Origin of the sequence: Paraburkholderia franconis (genome assembly GCF_009362735.1) — a bacterium.
Lineage (GTDB): Bacteria > Pseudomonadota > Gammaproteobacteria > Burkholderiales > Burkholderiaceae > Paraburkholderia > Paraburkholderia franconis.
This window is the reverse complement of sequence record NZ_WHNP01000009.1, coordinates 188904-208651: the sequence shown is the minus strand read 5'-3', so window position 1 is coordinate 208651 and position 19748 is coordinate 188904. Positions and strand designations below refer to the sequence as shown.

Annotated in this window: 16 protein-coding genes; 12 read left to right on the top strand and 4 right to left on the bottom strand. The window is 63.2% G+C overall.

Features of this window, described 5'->3' with window-relative positions:
* Positions 1 to 66 precede the first annotated feature (66 nt).
* Entirely contained in the window at positions 67 to 1029 is a 963-nt protein-coding gene (locus tag GCT13_RS12750; RefSeq protein WP_152758416.1) for a PDR/VanB family oxidoreductase, read from the bottom strand.
* 250 nt (positions 1030 to 1279) lie between these two features.
* Between GCT13_RS12750 and GCT13_RS12745 the strand changes: the two genes are divergently transcribed.
* From GCT13_RS12745 to nadC, 5 genes are all read left to right on the top strand, one after another.
* Entirely contained in the window at positions 1280 to 2626 is a 1347-nt protein-coding gene (locus GCT13_RS12745) for an MFS transporter (protein ID WP_152758414.1), read from the top strand.
* Positions 2627 to 2672: 46 nt separating this feature from the next.
* Positions 2673 to 3665, top strand: a complete 993-nt coding sequence (locus GCT13_RS12740; RefSeq protein WP_152758412.1) for an ABC transporter substrate-binding protein — start codon at positions 2673 to 2675, stop codon at positions 3663 to 3665.
* 104 nt (positions 3666 to 3769) lie between these two features.
* Entirely contained in the window at positions 3770 to 4840 is a 1071-nt protein-coding gene (locus GCT13_RS12735; RefSeq protein WP_152758410.1) for a porin, read from the top strand.
* Between the two features lie 88 nt (positions 4841 to 4928).
* On the top strand, positions 4929 to 5519 hold the full coding sequence (locus GCT13_RS12730) for a MarR family winged helix-turn-helix transcriptional regulator (protein ID WP_152758408.1): 591 nt from the start codon (positions 4929 to 4931) through the stop codon (positions 5517 to 5519).
* Between the two features lie 136 nt (positions 5520 to 5655).
* Entirely contained in the window at positions 5656 to 6528 is an 873-nt protein-coding gene (nadC, locus tag GCT13_RS12725; protein ID WP_152758406.1) for a carboxylating nicotinate-nucleotide diphosphorylase, read from the top strand.
* A gap of 93 nt (positions 6529 to 6621) precedes the next feature.
* Here the strand turns inward: nadC and GCT13_RS12720 are convergent, their stop codons facing one another.
* From GCT13_RS12720 to GCT13_RS12710, 3 genes are all read right to left on the bottom strand, one after another.
* A complete protein-coding gene (locus GCT13_RS12720; protein ID WP_152758404.1) occupies positions 6622 to 7797 on the bottom strand; it encodes a Gfo/Idh/MocA family protein in 1176 nt (391 codons plus the stop codon).
* Between the two features lie 16 nt (positions 7798 to 7813).
* Complete coding sequence (locus GCT13_RS12715) at positions 7814 to 9145, bottom strand: Rieske 2Fe-2S domain-containing protein (RefSeq protein ID WP_152758401.1); 1332 nt, start codon at positions 9143 to 9145, stop codon at positions 7814 to 7816.
* A gap of 447 nt (positions 9146 to 9592) precedes the next feature.
* The gene (locus GCT13_RS12710; RefSeq protein ID WP_152758399.1) at positions 9593 to 10549 is read right to left on the bottom strand and encodes a LysR substrate-binding domain-containing protein; all 957 of its coding nucleotides are present in this window, start codon (positions 10547 to 10549) and stop codon (positions 9593 to 9595) included.
* Positions 10550 to 10667: 118 nt separating this feature from the next.
* Here GCT13_RS12710 and GCT13_RS12705 point away from each other — a divergent pair, with 118 nt between their 5' ends.
* The 7 genes from GCT13_RS12705 (at position 10668) to araH (ending at position 19724) form a co-directional block, all read left to right on the top strand.
* Positions 10668 to 12419: an IlvD/Edd family dehydratase gene (locus tag GCT13_RS12705; protein WP_152758397.1), complete on the top strand. Its 1752-nt coding sequence runs from the start codon at positions 10668 to 10670 to the stop codon at positions 12417 to 12419.
* 25 nt (positions 12420 to 12444) lie between these two features.
* Positions 12445 to 14028, top strand: coding sequence for an aldehyde dehydrogenase (NADP(+)) (locus tag GCT13_RS12700; protein ID WP_321574318.1), 1584 nt, complete (start codon positions 12445 to 12447; stop codon positions 14026 to 14028).
* Positions 14029 to 14136: 108 nt separating this feature from the next.
* Complete coding sequence (locus GCT13_RS12695; RefSeq protein ID WP_152758393.1) at positions 14137 to 15066, top strand: dihydrodipicolinate synthase family protein; 930 nt, start codon at positions 14137 to 14139, stop codon at positions 15064 to 15066.
* Between the two features lie 5 nt (positions 15067 to 15071).
* Positions 15072 to 16001, top strand: a complete 930-nt coding sequence (locus GCT13_RS12690; protein WP_152758391.1) for a Gfo/Idh/MocA family protein — start codon at positions 15072 to 15074, stop codon at positions 15999 to 16001.
* A 48-nt stretch (positions 16002 to 16049) separates the two neighbouring features.
* A complete protein-coding gene (locus GCT13_RS12685; RefSeq protein ID WP_152758389.1) occupies positions 16050 to 17054 on the top strand; it encodes an arabinose ABC transporter substrate-binding protein in 1005 nt (334 codons plus the stop codon).
* Between the two features lie 42 nt (positions 17055 to 17096).
* Positions 17097 to 18647, top strand: a complete 1551-nt coding sequence (araG, locus tag GCT13_RS12680) for an L-arabinose ABC transporter ATP-binding protein AraG (RefSeq protein ID WP_152758387.1) — start codon at positions 17097 to 17099, stop codon at positions 18645 to 18647.
* Positions 18648 to 18713: 66 nt separating this feature from the next.
* Complete coding sequence (araH, locus tag GCT13_RS12675) at positions 18714 to 19724, top strand: L-arabinose ABC transporter permease AraH (RefSeq protein WP_087732829.1); 1011 nt, start codon at positions 18714 to 18716, stop codon at positions 19722 to 19724.
* Positions 19725 to 19748 lie beyond the last annotated feature (24 nt).

The following is a 19748-nucleotide window of genomic DNA, read 5'->3' as shown; positions in this document are numbered from 1 at the left end:
CTGCGAGCAGGTTCGACGTGAGCGCACGAACTGTGCGGAGGCGTACGTAACTCCGACGATGCGTGCTCAGAGATCCAGCACTAACTCCGCAGATTTAGCGCGCGAAACACAGACCATGATCTGTGTTTCCTTTTCGTCATCGCGCAGTACGAGATCCCGATGATCGGCTTCTCCCGAGCACAGTCCCGTGCGGCATGACCCACAGGTGCCGCTTTCGCACGAGCTTGGCACCCGCACGTTCGTGGCGCGCAGCACATCGAGGATCGAGCGGTCGGCGGGGATCTCCAAAGACGTGCCGCTGCGCTTGAGCCGAACCGTAAATGGCGTACTTTCCCGTGCGTTCGCGCTGCTCGCGCCGAAGCTCTCGAAGTGCACGGTGCCGGACGGCCAATGGCCCGTCATGTCGCGCACGGTGTCCATCAGCGCCTGCGGCCCGCAGCAGTAGACGTGCGCCGCTTTTGGCCGCTCGAACACACTCCAGAAGTCGAACGACTTCACCGGGTCGCCGAAGTCATGGTGAATCGTTACCGCCGGGCGCCACTCATTGTTGCTGAGTTCGTCAAGAAACGCGGTGCCCTCCGGATCGCGGGCCAGGTAATACAGCTTGAACTGTCTCAGGCCTTCCGCCCGGAGCTGGCGCGCCATCGACAGCATGGGCGTAATGCCGATGCCTCCCGCGACAAGAATGAACGATTTCGCCCGCTCGTCGAGCGGGAATTCGTTTCGCGGCAGCGAGACCTCGATCACGTCCCCTGCGGAGGTTTCGTCGACGAGGCTTATGGACCCGCCTCGTCCGTGGCTGTCCCGCTTCACCGCAATGACGTAGCGATCTCGCTCCTGCGAGTCGTTGCAGAGCGAATAGCTGCGACGCGCGCCGTTAGGCACAACGACGGTCAAATTCGACCCCGCTTCGAATGGCGGCAGCGGGGCGTCCTGCGGGTCTGTTAGCTCGAAGCGCCAGATGTCGCGCGCGATTTTCTCCTTTTCCGCAATCTTCAGATGCAGAAAACCGCGTTCGGGGGTGGTCATGTCTGTCTCCTTCTGCTCGATTCGTTTCGCTACCACGGACCGTATCTTATTGCTAGATATCTAATTACGCAAGTTGACCCAACGCAATTTTTCGGTCGGTATAAACCCCCACTTGCCAGCGCAATCGAGGACCCGTAGCCTAATTGCTAGACGTCTAATTATGCGGAGCGCAGACACAGGACCTCTCATTGGGAGGGAAGCTGGTCCGTTTCCGTAGACAAAAAAGTCTGAAACCAGGAGAGCCCCGGACATGACAGATTCAACGTTGAGCTACGAGGATGCGCCCCCGCTTCGAGTCGCCGATTCGGCGGTCGTCGAGGCGACGTATCGCAAGGTCACACTAAGGTTGATGACCTTCCTTTTCTTTTGCTGGGTCCTGAACTATCTGGATCGCGTCAACGTCAGCTTCGCGCAGTTGCAGTTGAAGCATGACCTTGGCTTGAGCGATGCCGCGTACGGGCTCGGCGTGAGTCTGTTCTTCATCGGCTACATCCTGCTGGAAGTTCCGAGCACGCTGCTGCTCAGGCGCATCGGCGCTCGCCGGACCGTTACGCGGATCATGCTGCTGTGGGGCGCCATTTCCACCGCAATGGCGTTCATGACCGCACCCTGGCAGTTCTACCTCGCTCGAACGCTGCTCGGCGCCGCGGAGGCGGGCTTCTGGCCGGGGATCATTCTCTATCTCTCGTACTGGTATCCCTCGAAACGCCGCGCCCGCATCACGTCGCGATTTCTGCTCGCGATTGCCGCCGCGGGCATTATTGGCGGCCCGCTTTCGGGGCTGATCCTCGAAAACTTCATGGACGTATGGGGCTTTCGCAACTGGCAATGGCTGTTCTTTCTCGAAGGCTTGCCCGCTGTGATTGCCGGCGTGGTCGCGTGGTTTTACCTGACGGACAAGCCGCAGGATGCGGCGTGGCTCACGGATGAGCAAAAGCGCATCGTCATCGGGGCGCTCGAGGAAGAACACCGGCAGAAGCCGCACGATGCGCCGAGCCGTCTGCTCGTCGCGCTGCGCGATCCGCGCGTGTATGTGATCGCCGCAGGCTGGGCCACGGTGCCCATTTGCGGGACCATCCTCAACTACTGGACACCTACCATCATCAAGCAGGCGGGCGTTTCCAACATGTTGCAGATCGGCTTGCTGTCCGCGCTGCCATACATCGTCGGCGCCGTCGCCATGCTGTTGATCGCGCGCAGCTCCGACCTGCGGCTCGAGCGCCGTTGGCACTTCGTGTTGTCGACGACAGCGGGCGCAACGGGCGCGGTACTGCTCACGATTCTCACGCACAACTCGGCTGCCGCAATCGCGTGCTTGAGTCTCATCGCAGTGAGCTATTTCGCGGCCGCCGCCATCATCTGGACCATTCCGCCGACCTACCTCAAAGGCGAGGCGGCTGCGGGCGGAATCGGCGTCATCAGCAGTCTCGGGCAGGTGGGCGCTTTCTTCGCGCCGATCGTCCTTGGCTGGGTGAAGAGCGTGACCGGCAGCTTCTCGGCCGGCATCCTGCTGGTCGCGGCACTCGTGTTCATTGGCGGCATTGCCGTCTTCTTCGGCGTGCCGCGCGAGCGGCAGGCGCCGCAGTCCGGCGCGTGACGATGCACGTGACGGACTGCACTTTGACAGTCAGACAGGAGCAGGAATGAGCAAGCTTCAACTTTCCATCGCCGTGGGCAATTACGACCGGATGCGGCCGCTGATCGACGGCGACGTCCAGATCGACGGCGTCGATCCTGTGTTCATGCTGCAGGACCCGGAGGAAATTTTCTTTCGCGCGTTCCGGCACGCGGATTACGACATTTGCGAGCTTTCGCTCAGCAGCTATTCGGTGAAGACGGCCGCGGGCACTTCGCCTTACATCGCCGTGCCGGTGTTTCCGTCGCGCGCGTTCCGGCACAGCTCGATCTACGTGCGTTCCGACCGTGGGATCGACCGGCCCGAGGACCTGAAGGGCAAACGCATCGGCGTGCCGGAATACCAGCTCACGGCCAACGTGTGGGTGCGGCTCTTTCTCGAAGAGGAATATGGCGTGAAGGCTTCGGATATCCGCTGGGTGCGCGGCGGCTACGAGGACCCGACGCGCGTGGAGAAGATCGCGCTCAAGCTGCCTGAAGGCGTCGTGCTGGAAAACGCGCCCGAAGGCCAGACGATCTCGAACCTGCTGGCCGACGGCGAGATCGACGGCGTGATCGGGCCGCGCGCGCCGTCGTGCTTCGAGCGCGGGCATCCCAAGGTCAAGTATCTCTTCGATGACCCCCAACAGCGCGCTGCCGAGTGGTACGAGCGCAGGAAGCTCTTTCCGATCATGCACACGCTCGGCATCCGCAAGACGCTGGCGGAGCAGCATCCGTGGCTGCCCGGCGCGATCGCGAAAGCGTTCGAGCACGCGAAGCAGGTGGCGCTCGCGCGTTTGAGCGACACCTCGGCGACCAAGGTGACACTGCCGTTCATCGAAGACCAGTTGCGCAACGCGCGACGTTTGATGGGCTCTGACTTCTGGTCGTACGGATTCGCCAGCAACGAGCACGTGATCGACCGCTTCCTTGCGCAGCACCATGCCGAGGGCTTGTCGAGCCGGCGCCTTCAGCCCTCCGAGCTGTTCCACCCAGCCAGCCTGGAGAGCTTCAAGATCTGACCTTCTGCGGCAGTCGTAGCGTCGCGTATCCGCCCGTTGCCGGCTGCGCGACGCATGCATGGAAGAGGACAACGACACAATATAATCAGGAATCCATAATACAAATGACCATGAAGGGACACACATTCCCGCGCGCGTGCGGCGGGTTGCTGGCGCTCGCCTGCACGGCAGCCCACGCGCAAAGTTCGATCACGCTGTACGGCATCGTCGATGCGGGCGTCGAATACGTCAACCGGGTGGCCCAGGGCAGTCAAACGGGCTCGGCGATCCGGGAGCAGTCCGGCAATCTCGCTGGCTCACGCTGGGGGCTTAAGGGTTCGGAGGATCTTGGCGGCGGCTACAAGGCCGTGTTCACACTTGAGGGCGGATTCAACGTGAACACCGGAGCGCTCGGCCAGAGTGGGCGGCTATTCGGCCGTAAGGCGTTCGTTGGCCTCGCCACACCGTACGGCACGCTCACGCTCGGGCGTCACCAGAACCTGCTCTACGAGCTGATGTACAAGTACGACGCGCTGACGTTCAATCCGAGCTATTCCGCGCAAAGCATGGACAGCCAGTTCGTGAACCGCGCGGACAATTCGGCGCGCTACGGCGTGCATCTCGGCGACGTGACGTTCGCGGCGCTGTACAGCACGGGCTTCGACTCGACGATTCCAAACGGCGCGAACGTGCCCGGCGCCACGAAAGTGGGCCGCGAGATGAGCGCCGCGGTGCTGTACGACCGTGGGCCGTTCAGCATCGGCGTGACGTACGACCAGTTGCAGGGCACTTCGATCGCCACGCAGAGCAACACGCAGCAGCGCGCGCTGCTCGGCCTTTCGTATGACATCGGGCCGGTCAGGGCGCTGGCGGGCCTGCGTTGGCTGAACACGCGCAACGCGGACGTGCCACCCAGTTCGCTGCTCTATTGGGGCGGTGTGACCTGGCGGGTGAATACGCCGCTCTCCGTTTCCGCCAGCGTCTATCACACGCAGTTTCGCAATCCGCACGGCGGACCGACGATGGGGGCGTTGCTGGTCGATTACTCGCTCTCGAAGCGCACCGATGTGTACGCGGAAGGCGCGTATGTCTCCAATCGCTCATGGTCCGATGTCGGCATTCGGGGCACGGGCGTGGACATCGCTCCCGGCATGGACCAGGCGGGCGTGACTGTGGGCATTCGCCACACGTTCTGAGCGGCGGGGCGCTGCGGAACAGTGCCTCTCGCGCCGACTAAAGCGCTATGATTGTCGCCAGTCTGGTCACAATAACAGCGAGGAAGGTATGGCAGCAGCAGGTACTTCGGGAAAAGGCGGGGTCGCGAGCGAGGACCCCATCCTGCGGCACTGGCGCGAGGCGGTGCCCGATGATCGTCTAGCTCACCTGGTGAAGGATGCGGGCCGCGCGATGATTCGCGGTCTGCAAATGCGCCTGGCGCAGCATGAAGTCTCGTTCGGCCACTGGGCGTATCTGCGTGTGCTGTGGGTCACCGATGGGCTCACGCAGAAGGAGCTCAGCGACGAGACGGGCACCACTACGCCCACCACGTTCAGCGCAGTGTCGGCAATGGAAAAGCTCGGGTACGTCGAGCGCCGCTATGCGCCCGGCAATCGCAAGAACACGCACGTCTATCTCACGCCGCGCGGCCGGGGCCTGAAAAAAAAGCTTGTTCCGCTTGCGGAAGAAGTCAACGAGATCAGTGTCGCCGGATTGAAAGCCACCGAGATCAACGTCGCGCGCAAGGTCCTGCTGACGATTATCGAAAACATGGCGCGCGACGAAGCCGAGTCGAGCGACCCGGCGCGCCGCATTCCGTCAACGCGGGAAATGGGCAACCTGATCGCGGCGCGCGGCGAGGAGTACGAAAGCAACTGAGGCCGGCGGTTTCCTGATTTCATAGGTCGTTCCCCGGGTTCAATTTTATTAAATATCTAATAATATTGACGGCCGCGCCCATGCGCGGCAGCAGGTGGCTTCAAGCTGCTTTCCCGCTCAATATACGGACCCTGAAATGGATGCAATGACCCGCGCGGCCATGACGCGCAACGTCCGCGAAGCGCTCGCGGAAGATGTCGGCGATAACGACTGGACTTCACAACTGATCGACCCTGCCGGTTCTGCCGAGGCGGTCCTCACCGTGCGCGAGGCCGCGCTCCTGTGCGGCAGGCCATGGTTCGACGAAACGCTGCAGACGGACCCGCGCATCACGATCGAATGGTTCGTCGGCGAAGGCGAATGGATGCGTGAAGGGCAGCCCGTGTGCAGGATCGCCGGGCCCGCGCGCAGCATGCTTATCGCCGAGCGCACCGCGCTCAACTTTCTGCAGCTGCTTTCGGGCGTGGCCACGGCAACACGCGCCATGGCGTGCATTGTCGAAGGCACGGCGGCGCGCATTCTCGATACGAGAAAAACGCTGCCGGGACTGCGCCTCGCGCAAAAGTACGCGGTGCGCGTGGGCGGCGGAGAGAACCATCGGCGGGGACTTTACGACGGCATCCTGATCAAGGAAAACCACATCGCAGCGGGCGGCGGCATTGCGCCGACGATTCGCGCCGCCCAGGCACTTGGTGCTGGCGTGCCGCTTCAGGTCGAGGTGGAAACGCTCGACGAGCTGGCGCGAGCGCTGGAATCGGGCGCCAGATCGATCCTGCTCGACAACTTCTCGCTCGATGCCATGCGCGAGGCCGTGCGCCTCAACGAGGGGCGTGCCAGTCTGGAGGTGTCGGGCGGTGTGACGACAGAAACGCTGCGCGCGATTGCCGAGACGGGCGTGAACCGCATTTCCGTGGGTGGGCTCACGAAGCACGTGAGGGCGGTCGATTTTTCGCTGCGCTTTGGGGCGTACGTCGCGCAGCGCGACCCGGCGCGCGAGTGCGCCGCGTAGCGGTGGATCGGTGACATTCGTACAGAAGTAAAAAAAGCCTTCGCGTACGAAGGCTTTTTCGTTGTCGCCGGTTGGCGGAGCAGCACATCGATATCAGAGCAGGACGTCTGCGCCCGCCTCGCTCGACTTCAGTATGGCGAGGCAAATTTCCAGCGTGCCCTTTGCCCATTCTCCGTCGTGAAGAGGCGGTCGTCCCTCGACAACGGCGCTATACAGTTCGTCGATGACCTCGGCGCGCGGCACAGCCGGGCGCGAAAGCGGCAGCGTCTCGCGCCGGTGGTCGCCGTACACGACGATCGAGTCGGGCAGGGGCCGCAGGTCCGCGCGTTCGCACGAGACGATGACCGGACCGAAATGCTGATGAAATCGCGGCGGTTCGTCTGCGCAGACGCAAGGCGGTTTGTATGCCGATCCGCCGTACGTGCCGGCAGCCTTCAGCTGTGCTTCGTCGTTCGACGAGGCGAGCGTCGCCAGGCGCCTGCGGGCATTGCCGTACGCATCCGGGCTCGTCTGGTCGCCCATCTCGCCGATCCAGCCAGTCCACTCGTCGCTGTTGAAATGGCCGTATCCGTTATAGGAGAGGGATGCATAAGCTCCGTTTTCGAACCAGAGCAGCGCGGAATACGCGCCTTCGGTGGGGCGTGCCGGGTCCCACCGGCCGACGCTCGCGCGTAGCCGAACCGCGCGAGAGCCGGCGAGCAAGCGCACGATATCGACCTGGTGAGCCGCCTGACTGAAGACGGCGCCGCCGCCTTCGGCCGTCATCAGTTCCTCGGGCCGGCGCGGCCGGTAGAGGTAGTCGGTGTAGTTGACCGCCTGGATCATCTTCACCGCGCCGAAATCCCCTTCCCGGATCAGTTCGCGTGCGCGCAGATACGGCGTGTCGAAGCTGTGGCAATGGCCGACGATCAGATGCACGTTCGCGGTGCGGCACGCGGCGATCATGCGTTCGCAGTCGGCCGCGTCGAGCGCCATCGGCTTTTCGACCAGCACGTGTTTGCCTTTCGCCGCGGCAATTTCCGTGTGCTGCGCGTGGAACTGATGTGGGCTCGCCACGTAGACGACTTCCACGTTGGGATCGTCGGCCAGTTGCAACACGTCGGCGTAGGTTCGCGCGTCGAAGTCGGCGGCGAACTGCCGCCGCGCTCCTTCACGCGGATCGCACGCGGCAACGAGCTGGACTCTCGGGTCGCGCAGGAAGGTGGGCAGCATCAGCGAGAACGCCCGCCCCAGTCCTGCTACCCCAATGCGCAAGCGGCGATCTTCCATGGCCTTGCGCCCTCCGTTATTGCGAGACCTGATAGTCGGTCGCGACTACGGCTGCCTGGTCTTCGGGCAGCGCGTGCTTCGCGCTGACATAGCGGGCCTCATAGGTGCGCCAGTCGATCTCCTTCGGCACGACTGCCTGATACGAGCAGACGTCATGTGCGATCGCTTTCGCACCCGTGCCGATCGCTTCGTCACCTTGCTGGAACTCGGCGAGCGCGTCGAGCATGCGCCGTCGGAATTCGACGATGGCGAGATCGCTCGCGCCGAGACGCTCGTCCGAACGGTTCGCAATCGGGCCCATCGTGACCCACATCGCGATGTCCTGGTTCGGGAAGCCCGTGATGCCGGTGAAGTTTCCAGTCGCCATCGCTGCGCGGTCCTGCCAGAAGCGGTTCTCGTGATTGCGCAGCGGACGGTAGCGTTCGTCCAGATCAACACCGACCTGCTGATGCAGGAATTTGCGCCAGGTTTCGGTTTCCGGCGTGGTCGCCGGATCGCCCCATGCGATGAAGTAGAACGCAGTGTTCGTATCGTCCATCGGCACGTTGATGTTCGCGACGTTGTAGAGATTGTTCGGCGGAATCAGCACGGTTGCGGGTGCAACGAATACCGTGGAGCGCACGTAGTCGTGCGTGTTGGCGTTGAAGATCGGGCGGCGCAGCGCGGCGTAGCGAAAACCGTAACCGGTGCGCTCGACCCGCAGGCGCGGCGCCTTGTCGGTGGAGGGACGCAGCCAGTTTTTCGAAGTGGCCTCGGCGCCGCCAACGCGCGCCGGCACGAAGTCTGACGAATGAAGGCTCGAACTGTGCGCGGAATCGATCGCGCCTTCGAGAATCTGTGCCCAGTTGCAGGGCAGCAGCGCCTTTGCGATGCTCACGAGGGTGTCCGCGCCTGGCGCCCACGCGGGCGGAACGAATTCGGGTACAGCGTCCTGCGGACCCATGTATGCCCACACCATGCCGCCCCATTCGTGAGTCGGAAAGGCCTTGTGCTTGACCTTGTCGGTCATGCAGCTCGAGGCGGGCTCGGACACCATTTCGATCACGTTGCCGAGCACGTCGAACTTCCAGCCGTGGTACAGGCAGCGCAGGCCGCAGTCTTCGTTGCGGCCATAAACCAGCGACACCCGGCGGTGCGGGCAATACTCGTCCATCACGCCAACGCGGCCTTCGGTATCGCGGAACACGACCAGATCCTCGCCAAACACACGCGCTTTCACCGGCGCGCCATCCGGCTCGCTCACTTCCTCGATCAGGCAGACGGGGGTCCAGTGGCGGCGCATCAACTGCCCCATCGGCGCATCGCCTTCAACACGGCACAGCAGTTCATTTTCTTCGTGAGTCAGCATGTTTGTCTCCCGGCGAGAGGTCGCCTTCATCAACAGGTGTTGCCAAATTCTATTAGATATCTAGCTAAAATGGCAAGCCCGTTTGCCGGGGACCCGGGTAACTACGGACGCGTCGGCGCGCGAGAACGGGCGGGGATATGGGGCCAGCCAGAGGAGCAAAGTTTGGTAGAAGGGACACCTGGACGGGAGACCGCGCCAAAGCGGGGCTCTACGCCGCAATGGAGCGATGCGGCCGGATAATCGGCTTCAACGGCGCGGGGTGCGCGCATGATGCCGTCATGCCGGACGAGACGTTCAAGGAACTGGTCGCACGTGATGCCGATGCGCCGAACGTCGTCATCAATCGATTGGCGTGCCCACAACGGGAGATCGCGCGTGCGGTCGTGGACCCTGCGTGCTTGTCACTTCTCTGCACAAGTTGATTGAACAGGCATCGATCGCGCGTGTTCAAGCAGGATAGGGCAGGTCATACGTCTCGCGGCTCGCTGCGCGCAGCGCGTCGATCATCAGGGCAGCAGCGGGGGAGAGCAGTTTTTCACCGTGGGTGATCAGCCCGAAGTCGTCCATTCTGCACTCCATCGGTAGAGGCAGAATTTCAACCATGCCGTGAGCCGCGTAGTAGCGCGCAACGTCTTCTGCGAGCACGGCAATCATGTCGCTTTTTTCCAGCACGCGCGTGACAAAGAGCAGAGCGGCCGTTTCGACGACATTCGACGGCGGAGGAAGGCTTGCACGCTGAAACATCAGCTCGAAACGGTGCCGTAGCACACTGCCCGCTGGTGGCACGATCCACGCGCTGCGCTGGACGTCGGACAGCTCGATTGGCGCCCCGGTCAGCAGCGGATGACCTCGGCGAACCACGGCTCGGACCGGTTCGCCCGCGAGCGCCTCGTAACGCAACTGAAGCTTGTCGTGTTCGGCCGACAGCCGCCCGATTACTATGTCGAGCTTGTCTTGCCCCAGACGCTCGAGCAGCACATTGCTGGTGTCTATTTCGACCGAAATACGTATGTTCGCGTGCATGCGCTTGACAGCCGCGACAGCCGCCGGAAGAACACGCACACCTGGCGACGTGATGGCGCCCACCGCAACATGACCGAGGCGTCCAGCCTTGAGAGCGGCGAGTTCATCCTGGGCCTGTTCGAGACTGCCCAGCACGACACGTGCGTGCCGGATCAGCGCATCGCCGTAGAGCGTTGGCCGCACCCCGCGCGGCATGCGTTCGAACAGAACTGCCCCAACCATCTCTTCCAGTTCACGCAGCAACTTGGAAGCGGCTGGCTGCGTCATGTTCAGCGCCGCCGCGGCGCGATGAATGTTGCCTTCCTCTGCAAGCGCGACGACGAGCAGCAATTGCCGTGTTTTCAGGCGTGTGCGCACGTACCAGGGGTTCGTATCCAGCATCGACTAAGTATTAATACCGATATATGAACTGATATGGGAAGCGTCCAACTTTTCATTAGTAGGTTATCAATTTTGTTCATACACTGCACGCAAATCTGACCCTCCCACAAGACAGACGATGTCGGCAACCAAACCCAAATTGCGGTCCCAGCAGTGGTTCGGCACCACTGACAAGAACGGCTTCATGTATCGAAGCTGGATGAAGAATCAGGGCATTCCCGATCACGAATTCGATGGCCGTCCGATCATCGGCATCTGCAACACGTGGTCCGAACTTACGCCCTGCAATGCGCATTTCCGCAAGCTCGCGGAGCACGTCAAGCGCGGCATCTATGAAGCGGGCGGTTTCCCCGTCGAGTTCCCCGTGTTCTCGAACGGCGAATCGAACCTGCGTCCTTCAGCGATGCTCACGCGCAATCTCGCGTCAATGGACGTGGAAGAAGCGATCCGCGGCAATCCAATCGATGCTGTCGTGCTGCTGTGCGGCTGTGACAAGACAACGCCCGCGTTGCTGATGGGCGCGGCGAGCGTCGACGTGCCCGCGATCGTCGTGACGGGCGGTCCGATGCTCAACGGCAAGCTCGAAGGCAAGGACATCGGTTCGGGCACCGCAGTGTGGCAACTGCACGAATCGCTCAAGGCGGGCGAGATCGATCTTCACCATTTCCTGTCGGCGGAAGCGGGCATGTCCCGCTCGGCGGGTACGTGCAACACGATGGGCACGGCTTCGACGATGGCCTGCATGGCCGAGTCGCTCGGCGTATCGCTGCCGCACAACGCGGCGATTCCGGCCGTGGACGCGCGCCGCTACGTGCTCGCGCACATGTCGGGCCTCCGTATCGTGCACATGGCGCTCGAAGATCTGAAGCTCTCGAAGATCCTCACGCGCGAGGCATTCGAGAACGCGATCCGCACGAATGCGGCGATCGGCGGCTCGACCAATGCCGTGATCCATCTGAAGGCGATCGCGGGACGCGTCGGCGTGCCGCTCGAACTTGAGGACTGGATGCGCATCGGCCGCAACACGCCGACCATCGTCGATCTGCAACCGTCGGGTCGCTTCCTGATGGAGGAGTTCTATTACGCTGGCGGCCTGCCGGCGGTGCTGCGGCGCCTGGGCGAGGCGAACCTGCTGCCGCATCCCGACGCGCTGACCGTCAACGGCAAGTCGATCTGGGACAACGTACGCGAGGCGCCCAACTACAACGACGAGGTGATTCGCCCGCTGGACAAACCGCTCATCGCGGACGGCGGCATTTGCATCCTGCGCGGCAATCTCGCCCCGCGCGGCGCCGTGCTCAAACCGTCGGCGGCGACACCGGAGCTGCTCAAGCATCGCGGCCGTGCCGTGGTGTTCGAAAACTTCGATCACTACAAGGCAACGATTGGAGACGAATCGCTCGACGTCGACAAGGACTCGATCCTCGTGATGAAGAATTGCGGACCGCGAGGCTATCCGGGCATGGCCGAGGTCGGCAACATGGGCTTGCCGCCGAAGCTGCTGCGCCAGGGCGTCAAGGACATGGTGCGCATCTCCGACGCGCGCATGAGCGGCACCGCGTACGGCACGGTGGTGCTGCACGTCGCGCCGGAAGCGGCGGCGGGCGGCCCGCTTGCGGCCGTGCGCAACGGCGACTGGATCGAGCTCGATTGCGAAGCGGGGCGCCTGCATCTCGACATCAGCGAGGAAGAACTCAAGCGCCGACTCTCCGACATCGATCCGGCTGCTGCACCGGGCGCCGCCGAGCAGGTGGGCGGTGGCGGTTACGCGCGCCTCTATGTCGATCACGTGCTGCAGGCAGACGAAGGCTGCGACCTCGACTTCCTCGTTGGGAAACGTGGCGCTGCCGTGCCGCGCCATTCGCACTGACGCGCATCAAAGGCAGATCATGACGATCCAACTCACGGGTGAACTGCTGATTGCGGGCCGCGCAAAGCGCGGCGAAGGCGCGCTGTTCCAGGCGCTCGATGCGGCAACGGGCGAACCCATTGCACAACCTGTATTCCACAGCGCATTGAGCACCGACGTCGACAAAGCCTGCGAGCTTGCCGACGAAGCGTTCGACATCTATCGCGCGTTGCACGCCGAAAAGCGCGCGCAATTCCTCGACGATTGCGCGGCGCGTATCGAAGCACTCGGCGATCAACTCATCGAGCGCGCGATGGCAGAAAGTGGTCTGCCGCGTGCGCGTCTCGAAGGCGAACGCGCGCGCACGGCGAACCAGTTGCGCATGTTCGCAGAAGTCGTGCGCAGCGGCGACGCACTCGATGCGCGCATCGAACCCGCATTGCCTGAGCGCCAGCCCCCGCGCACCGATCTGCGCTTCTGGCGCATCGGAGTCGGTCCTGTGGCGGTCTTCGGTGCGAGCAATTTTCCGCTGGCATTTTCGGTTGCGGGCGGCGATACCGCCTCGGCACTGGCAGCCGGTTGTCCCGTGGTCGTGAAGGCCCATCCCGCGCATCCCGGCACATCGGAACTCGTGGGCCGCGCGATCCAGGACGCGGTCGCGGCAGCCGGCTTGCCTGCGGGCGTGTTTTCGCTGCTGTTCGACGCGGGTCATGAAGTGGGCAGTGCGCTGGCCCAGCATCCGGCAATCCGCGCGGTGGGGTTCACAGGCTCGCGCGCAGGCGGTCTTGCGTTAATCAAGCTCGCGGCGGCGCGCGCCGAGCCGATTCCCGTTTATGCAGAAATGAGCAGCGTGAATCCAAATGTGCTGCTGCCCGGCGCGCTTGCCGCACGCGGCGAGACGCTGGCGCGCGAGTTCGCCACATCGGCGATGCTGGGCTGCGGCCAGTTCTGCACCAATCCCGGCCTGATGCTCGGGCTGGCGGGCACTGAGTTCGACGCCTTCGCTGCCGACGCCGCGCGGGAATTCAGCGGTGCGAGCGCGGGCGTGATGCTGACGCCGGGCATCCAGCGCAACTACGAACGCGGCATCGAACGGTTGACACGACATCCGCGCGTGACAACGCTCGCACGCGGTAACGCAGCGCCCGGCCGTGCGCGGGCAGCACTGTTGCGCGTAAGCGCAAAGGACCTGCTCGCGGACCCGACGCTCGGCGAAGAAGTGTTTGGGCCTAGCAGCGTGCTCGTGGAATGTGCGGATGCGCTCGAGCTGCGCGCAGTGCTGCGCAAGATTGAAGGTCAGCTGACGATCACGCTGCACGCAGCACCCGCTGACGGAGAACTCGTGCGCTCGCTGCTGCCGCTCATCGAGCGCAAGGCGGGCCGTGTGCTCGCGAACGGGTTCCCGACTGGCGTCGAAGTCTGCGACGCGATGGTTCACGGCGGCCCGTTTCCGGCCACCTCGGACGGCCGCAGCACCTCGGTGGGAACGGCGGCCATCGAGCGCTTCCTGCGCCCGGTCTGCTATCAGAATCTCGCCGATAACCTGCTGCCCGACGCACTGCGCGACGCCAATCCACTCGACCTGCGCCGACGCTATGCGGGCAAACCGGAAACGCAGCGCACGCCGTGAAGTGCTGACCAGGACGGTCCGCGCGCGTCAGTGCGCGTTGGGAATCGTGAATGTGGTGAGAGCAACGATCGCGCGGGGCAACGAAACTTTTGAAGCAGGACTGACAACATGAATATGAGCCGTACGCCCCGCTACCGGGGCATCTTCCCCGTCGTGCCGACCACTTTCACTGAAACCGGCGAACTCGATCTGGCCAGCCAGAAACGCGCCGTCGATTTCATGATCGACGCGGGCTCGGACGGCCTATGCATTCTCGCGAACTTCTCCGAGCAGTTCTCGCTTTCGGACGAGGAACGCGAAGTCATCACACGCACCGTGCTCGAACACGTCGCGGGCCGCGTGCCTGTGATCGTCACCACCACGCATTACGGCACCAACGTGGCCGCCGCGCGCAGCAGGCGTGCACAGGAGCAGGGCGCGGCAATGGTCATGCTGATGCCACCGTATCACGGTGCCACTTTTCGCGTGCCCGAGTCGCAGATCTTCGCGTTCTACGCGCGCGTGTCCGACGCCATCGATATTCCGATCATGATTCAGGACGCGCCCGCGAGCGGCACTGTGCTTTCGGCGGCATTCCTTGCACGCATGGCGCGCGAGATCGAGCGGGTCTCGTACTTCAAGATCGAAACGCCGGGCGCGGCAAACAAGCTGCGAGAGCTGATCCGGCTCGGTGGCGATGCGGTGGAAGGACCGTGGGACGGCGAAGAAGGGATCACGCTGCTGGCGGACCTGAACGCGGGCGCGACGGGCTCGATGACGGGCGGCGGGTTTCCGGACGGCATTCGCCCGATCATCGAGGCGCATCGCGAAGGCCGCATCGACGACGCCTTCAATCTTTATCAGAAGTGGCTGCCCCTCATCAATCACGAGAACCGCCAGGCCGGTCTGCTCGCGTGCAAGTCGCTGATGAAAGAGGGCGGCGTGATTGCGTGCGAACTGCCGCGCCATCCACTGCCCGCGATGCATCCGGACACGCGCGCCGAGCTGGTTGACATCGCGCGTCGTCTGAATCCGCTTGTGCTGCAGTGGGGCAAATAAAAAGCATGAACGCACCCTACAGATTAGGCATCGTCGGCGTGGGCAAGATCGCACGCGACCAGCATCTGCCGGCGATCGCAGGCAACCCGGGGTTTGCGCTCGTCGCGACCGCGAGCCGCAACGCGCAAGTCGACGGCGTGCGCAACTACACGCACATTGGCGCAATGCTCGACGCCGAAACCGACCTCGATGCTGTCACGCTGTGTGCGCCGCCGCAGGTCCGCTATGAACAGGCGCGCGCCGCGCTCGAAGCGGGCAAGCATGTGATGCTCGAAAAGCCGCCTGGTGCGAGCGTGAGCGAGGTCATAGCGCTTTCTGAATTTGCACGCAAGCAGAACCGGACATTGTTTGCCACCTGGCATTCCCGTTGTGCCAGCGCTGTCGAGCCCGCGCGCAACTGGCTCGCCGAACGCACGATCCGCGCTGTACACGTGCGCTGGAAGGAAGATGTGCGGCGCTGGCATCCGGGGCAGCAATGGATCTGGGAACCGGGCGGCCTCGGCGTGTTTGATCCGGGCATCAACGCGCTGTCTATCGTGACGCGCATTCTGCCGCATGAAGTACTTCTGCGCGGCGCAACGCTGCATGTGCCGGCAGATTGCGCGACGCCCATCGCTGCCGAACTCGACTGCATCGACGCCGACGGCGTGCCCGTGCGTGTCGAATTCGACTGGCGTCATGGCCCTGTCGAGCAATGGCAAATCGATGTCGAAACGACGGATGGCCTGCTTTCGATCAGCGAAGGCGGCAAGCACCTCGCAATCGCGGGCGTTCCTGTCGAGCTCGGACGGGAGCGCGAGTACGCGGCGCTCTATGAACGCTTCCACTGGCTCATCGCGCACGGCACCGACGACGTGGACGTGCGGCCATTGCGCCTCGTCGCCGATGCATTCCTGCTTGGCAAGCAGATTGAAGTTGAGGCCTTTGGCCGCTAGACGCTTTCTCGACCCTTCGCAACAACCACATCAGAGGAGACTAGAAACATGACCAGCAAAATCCGCCGATTCACGCTCCGTGCGATGTTTGCGGCAATGTGCATCGCGCCGCTCGGCATGAACATGGCGGCCCACGCCGATTCGCCGACCAAGATCGGCTTTCTCGTCAAGATGCCCGAGCAGGCGTGGTTCATCAACGAGCAGAAGGCTGCTACGGCGCTCGGCCAGAAAGAGAACTTCTCGGTCGTCAACATCGGAACGCCCGACGGCGAGAAGGTGCTCGCCGCGATCGACAACCTCGGCGCACAAGGGGCACAGGGCTTCGTGATCTGCGCACCCGACGTGCGTCTCGGACCGGCCATCCGGGCCCGCGCAAAGCGCTACAGCATGAAGTTCGTCACCGTCGATGACCAGTTGGTCGACTCGTCCGGCAAGCCGCTTGGGGACGTCCCGCACCTGGGCATGTCCGCGTTCAAGATCGGCAACCAGGTCGGCCAGGCGATCTCCGATGAAATGAAGAAGCGCGGCTGGAAGCCGGAAGAAGTGGGTGCGATCCGCATCACCGACTATGAGCTGCCGACTGCAAAGCTGCGCACGGATGGCGCGACGCAGACGCTGCTCGCGAACGGCTTCAAGAAGGACAACATCTTCGACGCGCCGCAAAAAACCACTGACGACGAGGGCGGCTTCAATGCGGCATCGCCCGTGTTGTCCAAGCATCCGAACATCAAGAAGTGGGTGGTTTTCGCGCTGAACGAGGAAAGCGTGCTGGGCGGCGTGCGTGCGACCGAGCAGCTGCACATTCCTTCAGCGGATGTGATTGGCGTCGGCATCAACGGCGCAGGTGAGGCGTTCGCCGAATTCCAGAAAAAGGAACCGACGGGCTTCTTCGGCACGATCGCTGTCAGCTCGACGAACCACGGCAAGCAAAGCGCGCAGAACCTCATCGACTGGATTCGCGGCGGCAAAGAGCCGGCCGCGGACACGCAGACCACCGGCAAGCTCATGACGCGCGACAACTGGCAGGCGGTGCGCACGGAACTGGGTATCTGACGATCGCGTCGAGCGTAAAGGCGAAAGAAGAGCAGGGATGCAATGACTGAAACCATGACTTGTGCAGGCGCGACGGAAGCGGCGAACGCTGATGCTCAACAGGGCAAGCGCGCATATCTGGAACTTCACGGGATCACCGTGAGCTTTCCGGGCGTGCGCGCGCTCGACAGGGTGTCGCTTGAAGTGCGCGCTGGTGAAGTGCACGGCCTGATGGGAGAGAACGGCGCGGGTAAATCCACGCTGCTCAAGGTGCTGTCGGGTGTGAATCAGCCGCAGGAAGGCACGTTGCGTCTGAACGGCGTCGAACACAGGTTCGCGACGACGAAGGCCGCGATCGAGGCTGGCATCGCAATCATCTATCAGGAACTGCATCTCGTGCCCGAGCTGACGGTCGCTGAAAACCTGATGCTCGGACAACTCCCTAATCGCCTTGGCGTGCTCGACGAGCGCGCGCTCGTCGAGCGTGCGATGGATGAACTCAAGCGTCTCGGCGAGCGCATCGATCCACGCACGCCTGTCAAGAACCTCTCGATCGGCCAGCGGCAGATGATCGAGATCGGCAAGGCGTTGATGCGCGACGCGCGCGTGATCGCCTTCGATGAACCCACGAGTTCGCTGTCGGCGCGCGAAACCGAGAACCTCTTTCGCATCATCAACGCGCTGCGTGCAGAAGGGCGCGCGATCATCTACGTCACTCACCGCATGGACGAGGTGGATGAGCTGTGCGACCGCGTCACGGTGTTTCGCGATGGCAAGCGCATCGAGACCTTCGAATCCGTGGCCGAACTCGACCGCAATCGGCTGATCGCCGCGATGGTGGGCCGTTCGATTTCCGATGTGTACGGCTATCGTCCGCGCGACGCCGGAGACGTATTGCTCGAAGCGAAAGGGCTGCTTGGGCCGGGACTTGCCGAACCGATCTCGTTCACGGCACGGCGCGGCGAGATCGTGGGTTTCTTCGGGCTCGTAGGCGCGGGCCGCTCGGAGCTCATGAAGTTGATCTACGGGGCAACGCGCGCGAGTGCAGGGCACGTCGAACTCGACGGCAAGCGCGTGAATTTCGCGAGCCCGCGCGATGCCGTGCGCGCCGGCATCGCGCTGTGTCCCGAAGACCGCAAGCAGGAAGGCATCGTCGCAATCGCCTCGGTGGCGGACAACCTGAATATCAGCGCGCGCCGTCATTTCAGTCCCGCGCGGTTCCTGCTCGATCCGCGACGTGAGCGCGAACTGGCGCAGGACTACATACAGAAGCTCGCGATCAAGACGCGCAACGGCGAAACAGCGATCGGCACGCTGTCGGGCGGCAACCAGCAGAAGGTCATCCTCTCGCGCTGGCTCGCCGAACGCATTGAAGTGTTTCTGATGGATGAGCCCACGCGCGGCATCGATGTCGGCGCGCGTGCCGAGATCTACAACCTGCTGTACGAGCTGGCCGAGGCGGGGCGCACGGTAGTGATGGTGTCAAGCGATCTCGCCGAAGTGATTGGTGTGGCGGATCGCATCATCGTCATGCGCGAAGGGCGCATGGCGGGCTGCGTGCCGAAGGCCCAGGCATCGCCTGATGAACTGATCAGAATGGCGCTGCCGCACTGAAGCAACTGATTTGCCGTGCGTGCTCGCAGCATCTGCGGCGCTCACGATTCGAATGATGAACCAGAGATGAGTCAAGCCATGCAATCACAGGGCACTTCCGCCGCCAACCAGTCCGCCGCGCCTATCACGCCTTCGCGCGCACGCGCATGGGACATGATCAACAGGTCGGGTATCGTCGTGGTATTCGTGGTGCTGTTTGCGGTGCTTTCCGCAACGGTGCCCGACTTCCTCACGACCCGCAACATCCAGGGTCTTCTGCTCTCGGTTACGCTGATCGGCTCGATCGCGGTCACGATGATGTTCGTGCTCGCGCTGGGCGAGGTCGATCTTTCCGTTGCTTCGATCGTCGCGTTTTCGGGTGTCGTTGCGTCGACCGTGATTACGCAGTCGCATAGCGTGCTGCTCGGCGTCGCCGCGGGCGTGCTCGCGGGCGGAGCCGTGGGGCTCGTCAACGGCGTGCTGATCGCCCGCTTCAGGATCAACTCGCTGATCGCCACGCTTGCGATGATGGAAGCCGTGCGCGGCCTCGCGTTCCTGACTTCGAACGGCGACGCCGTGATGATTTCCGAGGAGCGCTTTTTCGATCTCGGCGGCGGCTCGTTCCTCGGAATCTCCTTTCCTATCTGGAGCAACATTATCGGCTTTGCCGTTTTCGGCTTTCTGCTCAAGAAGACCGTATTCGGCAAAAACGTACTCGCGGTCGGCGGGAATAGCGAAGCAGCGCTGCTAGCGGGGCTGCCTGTCACGCGCATCAAGGTTGCAGTGTTCGTCCTGCAAGGTCTGGTGACGGGTTTTGCCGGCGTCATGCTCGCATCGCGGATGAGCCTCGGGGACCCGAAGACATCGGTGGGACTCGAACTCGGCGTGATCTCCGCATGCGTGCTCGGCGGCGTGTCGCTCACGGGCGGCGTGGCGACGATTTCGGGCGTGCTGGTCGGCGTGCTGATCATGGGTGCGGTACAGGACGCGATGAGCCTCATGAACGTGCCCACTTTCTATCAATACCTGATTCGCGGCGGCATTCTGCTGCTCGCAGTGCTATTCGATCAGTTCCGGCGTAGCAAGCGGGCGGTTTGATTTTAACCGGGCCCGCGCGGCGAA

Excerpts from the sequence above, each read along its gene's own strand:
- GCT13_RS12750 (WP_152758416.1), bottom strand. The coding sequence starts at position 1,029 with ATGACCACCCCCGAACGCGGTTTTCTGCATCTGAAGATTGCGGAAAAG.
- GCT13_RS12745 (WP_152758414.1), top strand. The coding sequence starts at position 1,280 with ATGACAGATTCAACGTTGAGCTACGAGGATGCGCCCCCGCTTCGAGTC.
- GCT13_RS12740 (WP_152758412.1), top strand. The coding sequence starts at position 2,673 with ATGAGCAAGCTTCAACTTTCCATCGCCGTGGGCAATTACGACCGGATG.
- GCT13_RS12735 (WP_152758410.1), top strand. The coding sequence starts at position 3,770 with ATGACCATGAAGGGACACACATTCCCGCGCGCGTGCGGCGGGTTGCTG.
- GCT13_RS12730 (WP_152758408.1), top strand. The coding sequence starts at position 4,929 with ATGGCAGCAGCAGGTACTTCGGGAAAAGGCGGGGTCGCGAGCGAGGAC.
- nadC (WP_152758406.1), top strand. The coding sequence starts at position 5,656 with ATGGATGCAATGACCCGCGCGGCCATGACGCGCAACGTCCGCGAAGCG.
- GCT13_RS12720 (WP_152758404.1), bottom strand. The coding sequence starts at position 7,797 with ATGGAAGATCGCCGCTTGCGCATTGGGGTAGCAGGACTGGGGCGGGCG.
- GCT13_RS12715 (WP_152758401.1), bottom strand. The coding sequence starts at position 9,145 with ATGCTGACTCACGAAGAAAATGAACTGCTGTGCCGTGTTGAAGGCGAT.
- GCT13_RS12710 (WP_152758399.1), bottom strand. The coding sequence starts at position 10,549 with ATGCTGGATACGAACCCCTGGTACGTGCGCACACGCCTGAAAACACGG.
- GCT13_RS12705 (WP_152758397.1), top strand. The coding sequence starts at position 10,668 with ATGTCGGCAACCAAACCCAAATTGCGGTCCCAGCAGTGGTTCGGCACC.
- GCT13_RS12695 (WP_152758393.1), top strand. The coding sequence starts at position 14,137 with ATGAATATGAGCCGTACGCCCCGCTACCGGGGCATCTTCCCCGTCGTG.
- GCT13_RS12690 (WP_152758391.1), top strand. The coding sequence starts at position 15,072 with ATGAACGCACCCTACAGATTAGGCATCGTCGGCGTGGGCAAGATCGCA.
- GCT13_RS12685 (WP_152758389.1), top strand. The coding sequence starts at position 16,050 with ATGACCAGCAAAATCCGCCGATTCACGCTCCGTGCGATGTTTGCGGCA.
- araG (WP_152758387.1), top strand. The coding sequence starts at position 17,097 with ATGACTGAAACCATGACTTGTGCAGGCGCGACGGAAGCGGCGAACGCT.
- araH (WP_087732829.1), top strand. The coding sequence starts at position 18,714 with ATGAGTCAAGCCATGCAATCACAGGGCACTTCCGCCGCCAACCAGTCC.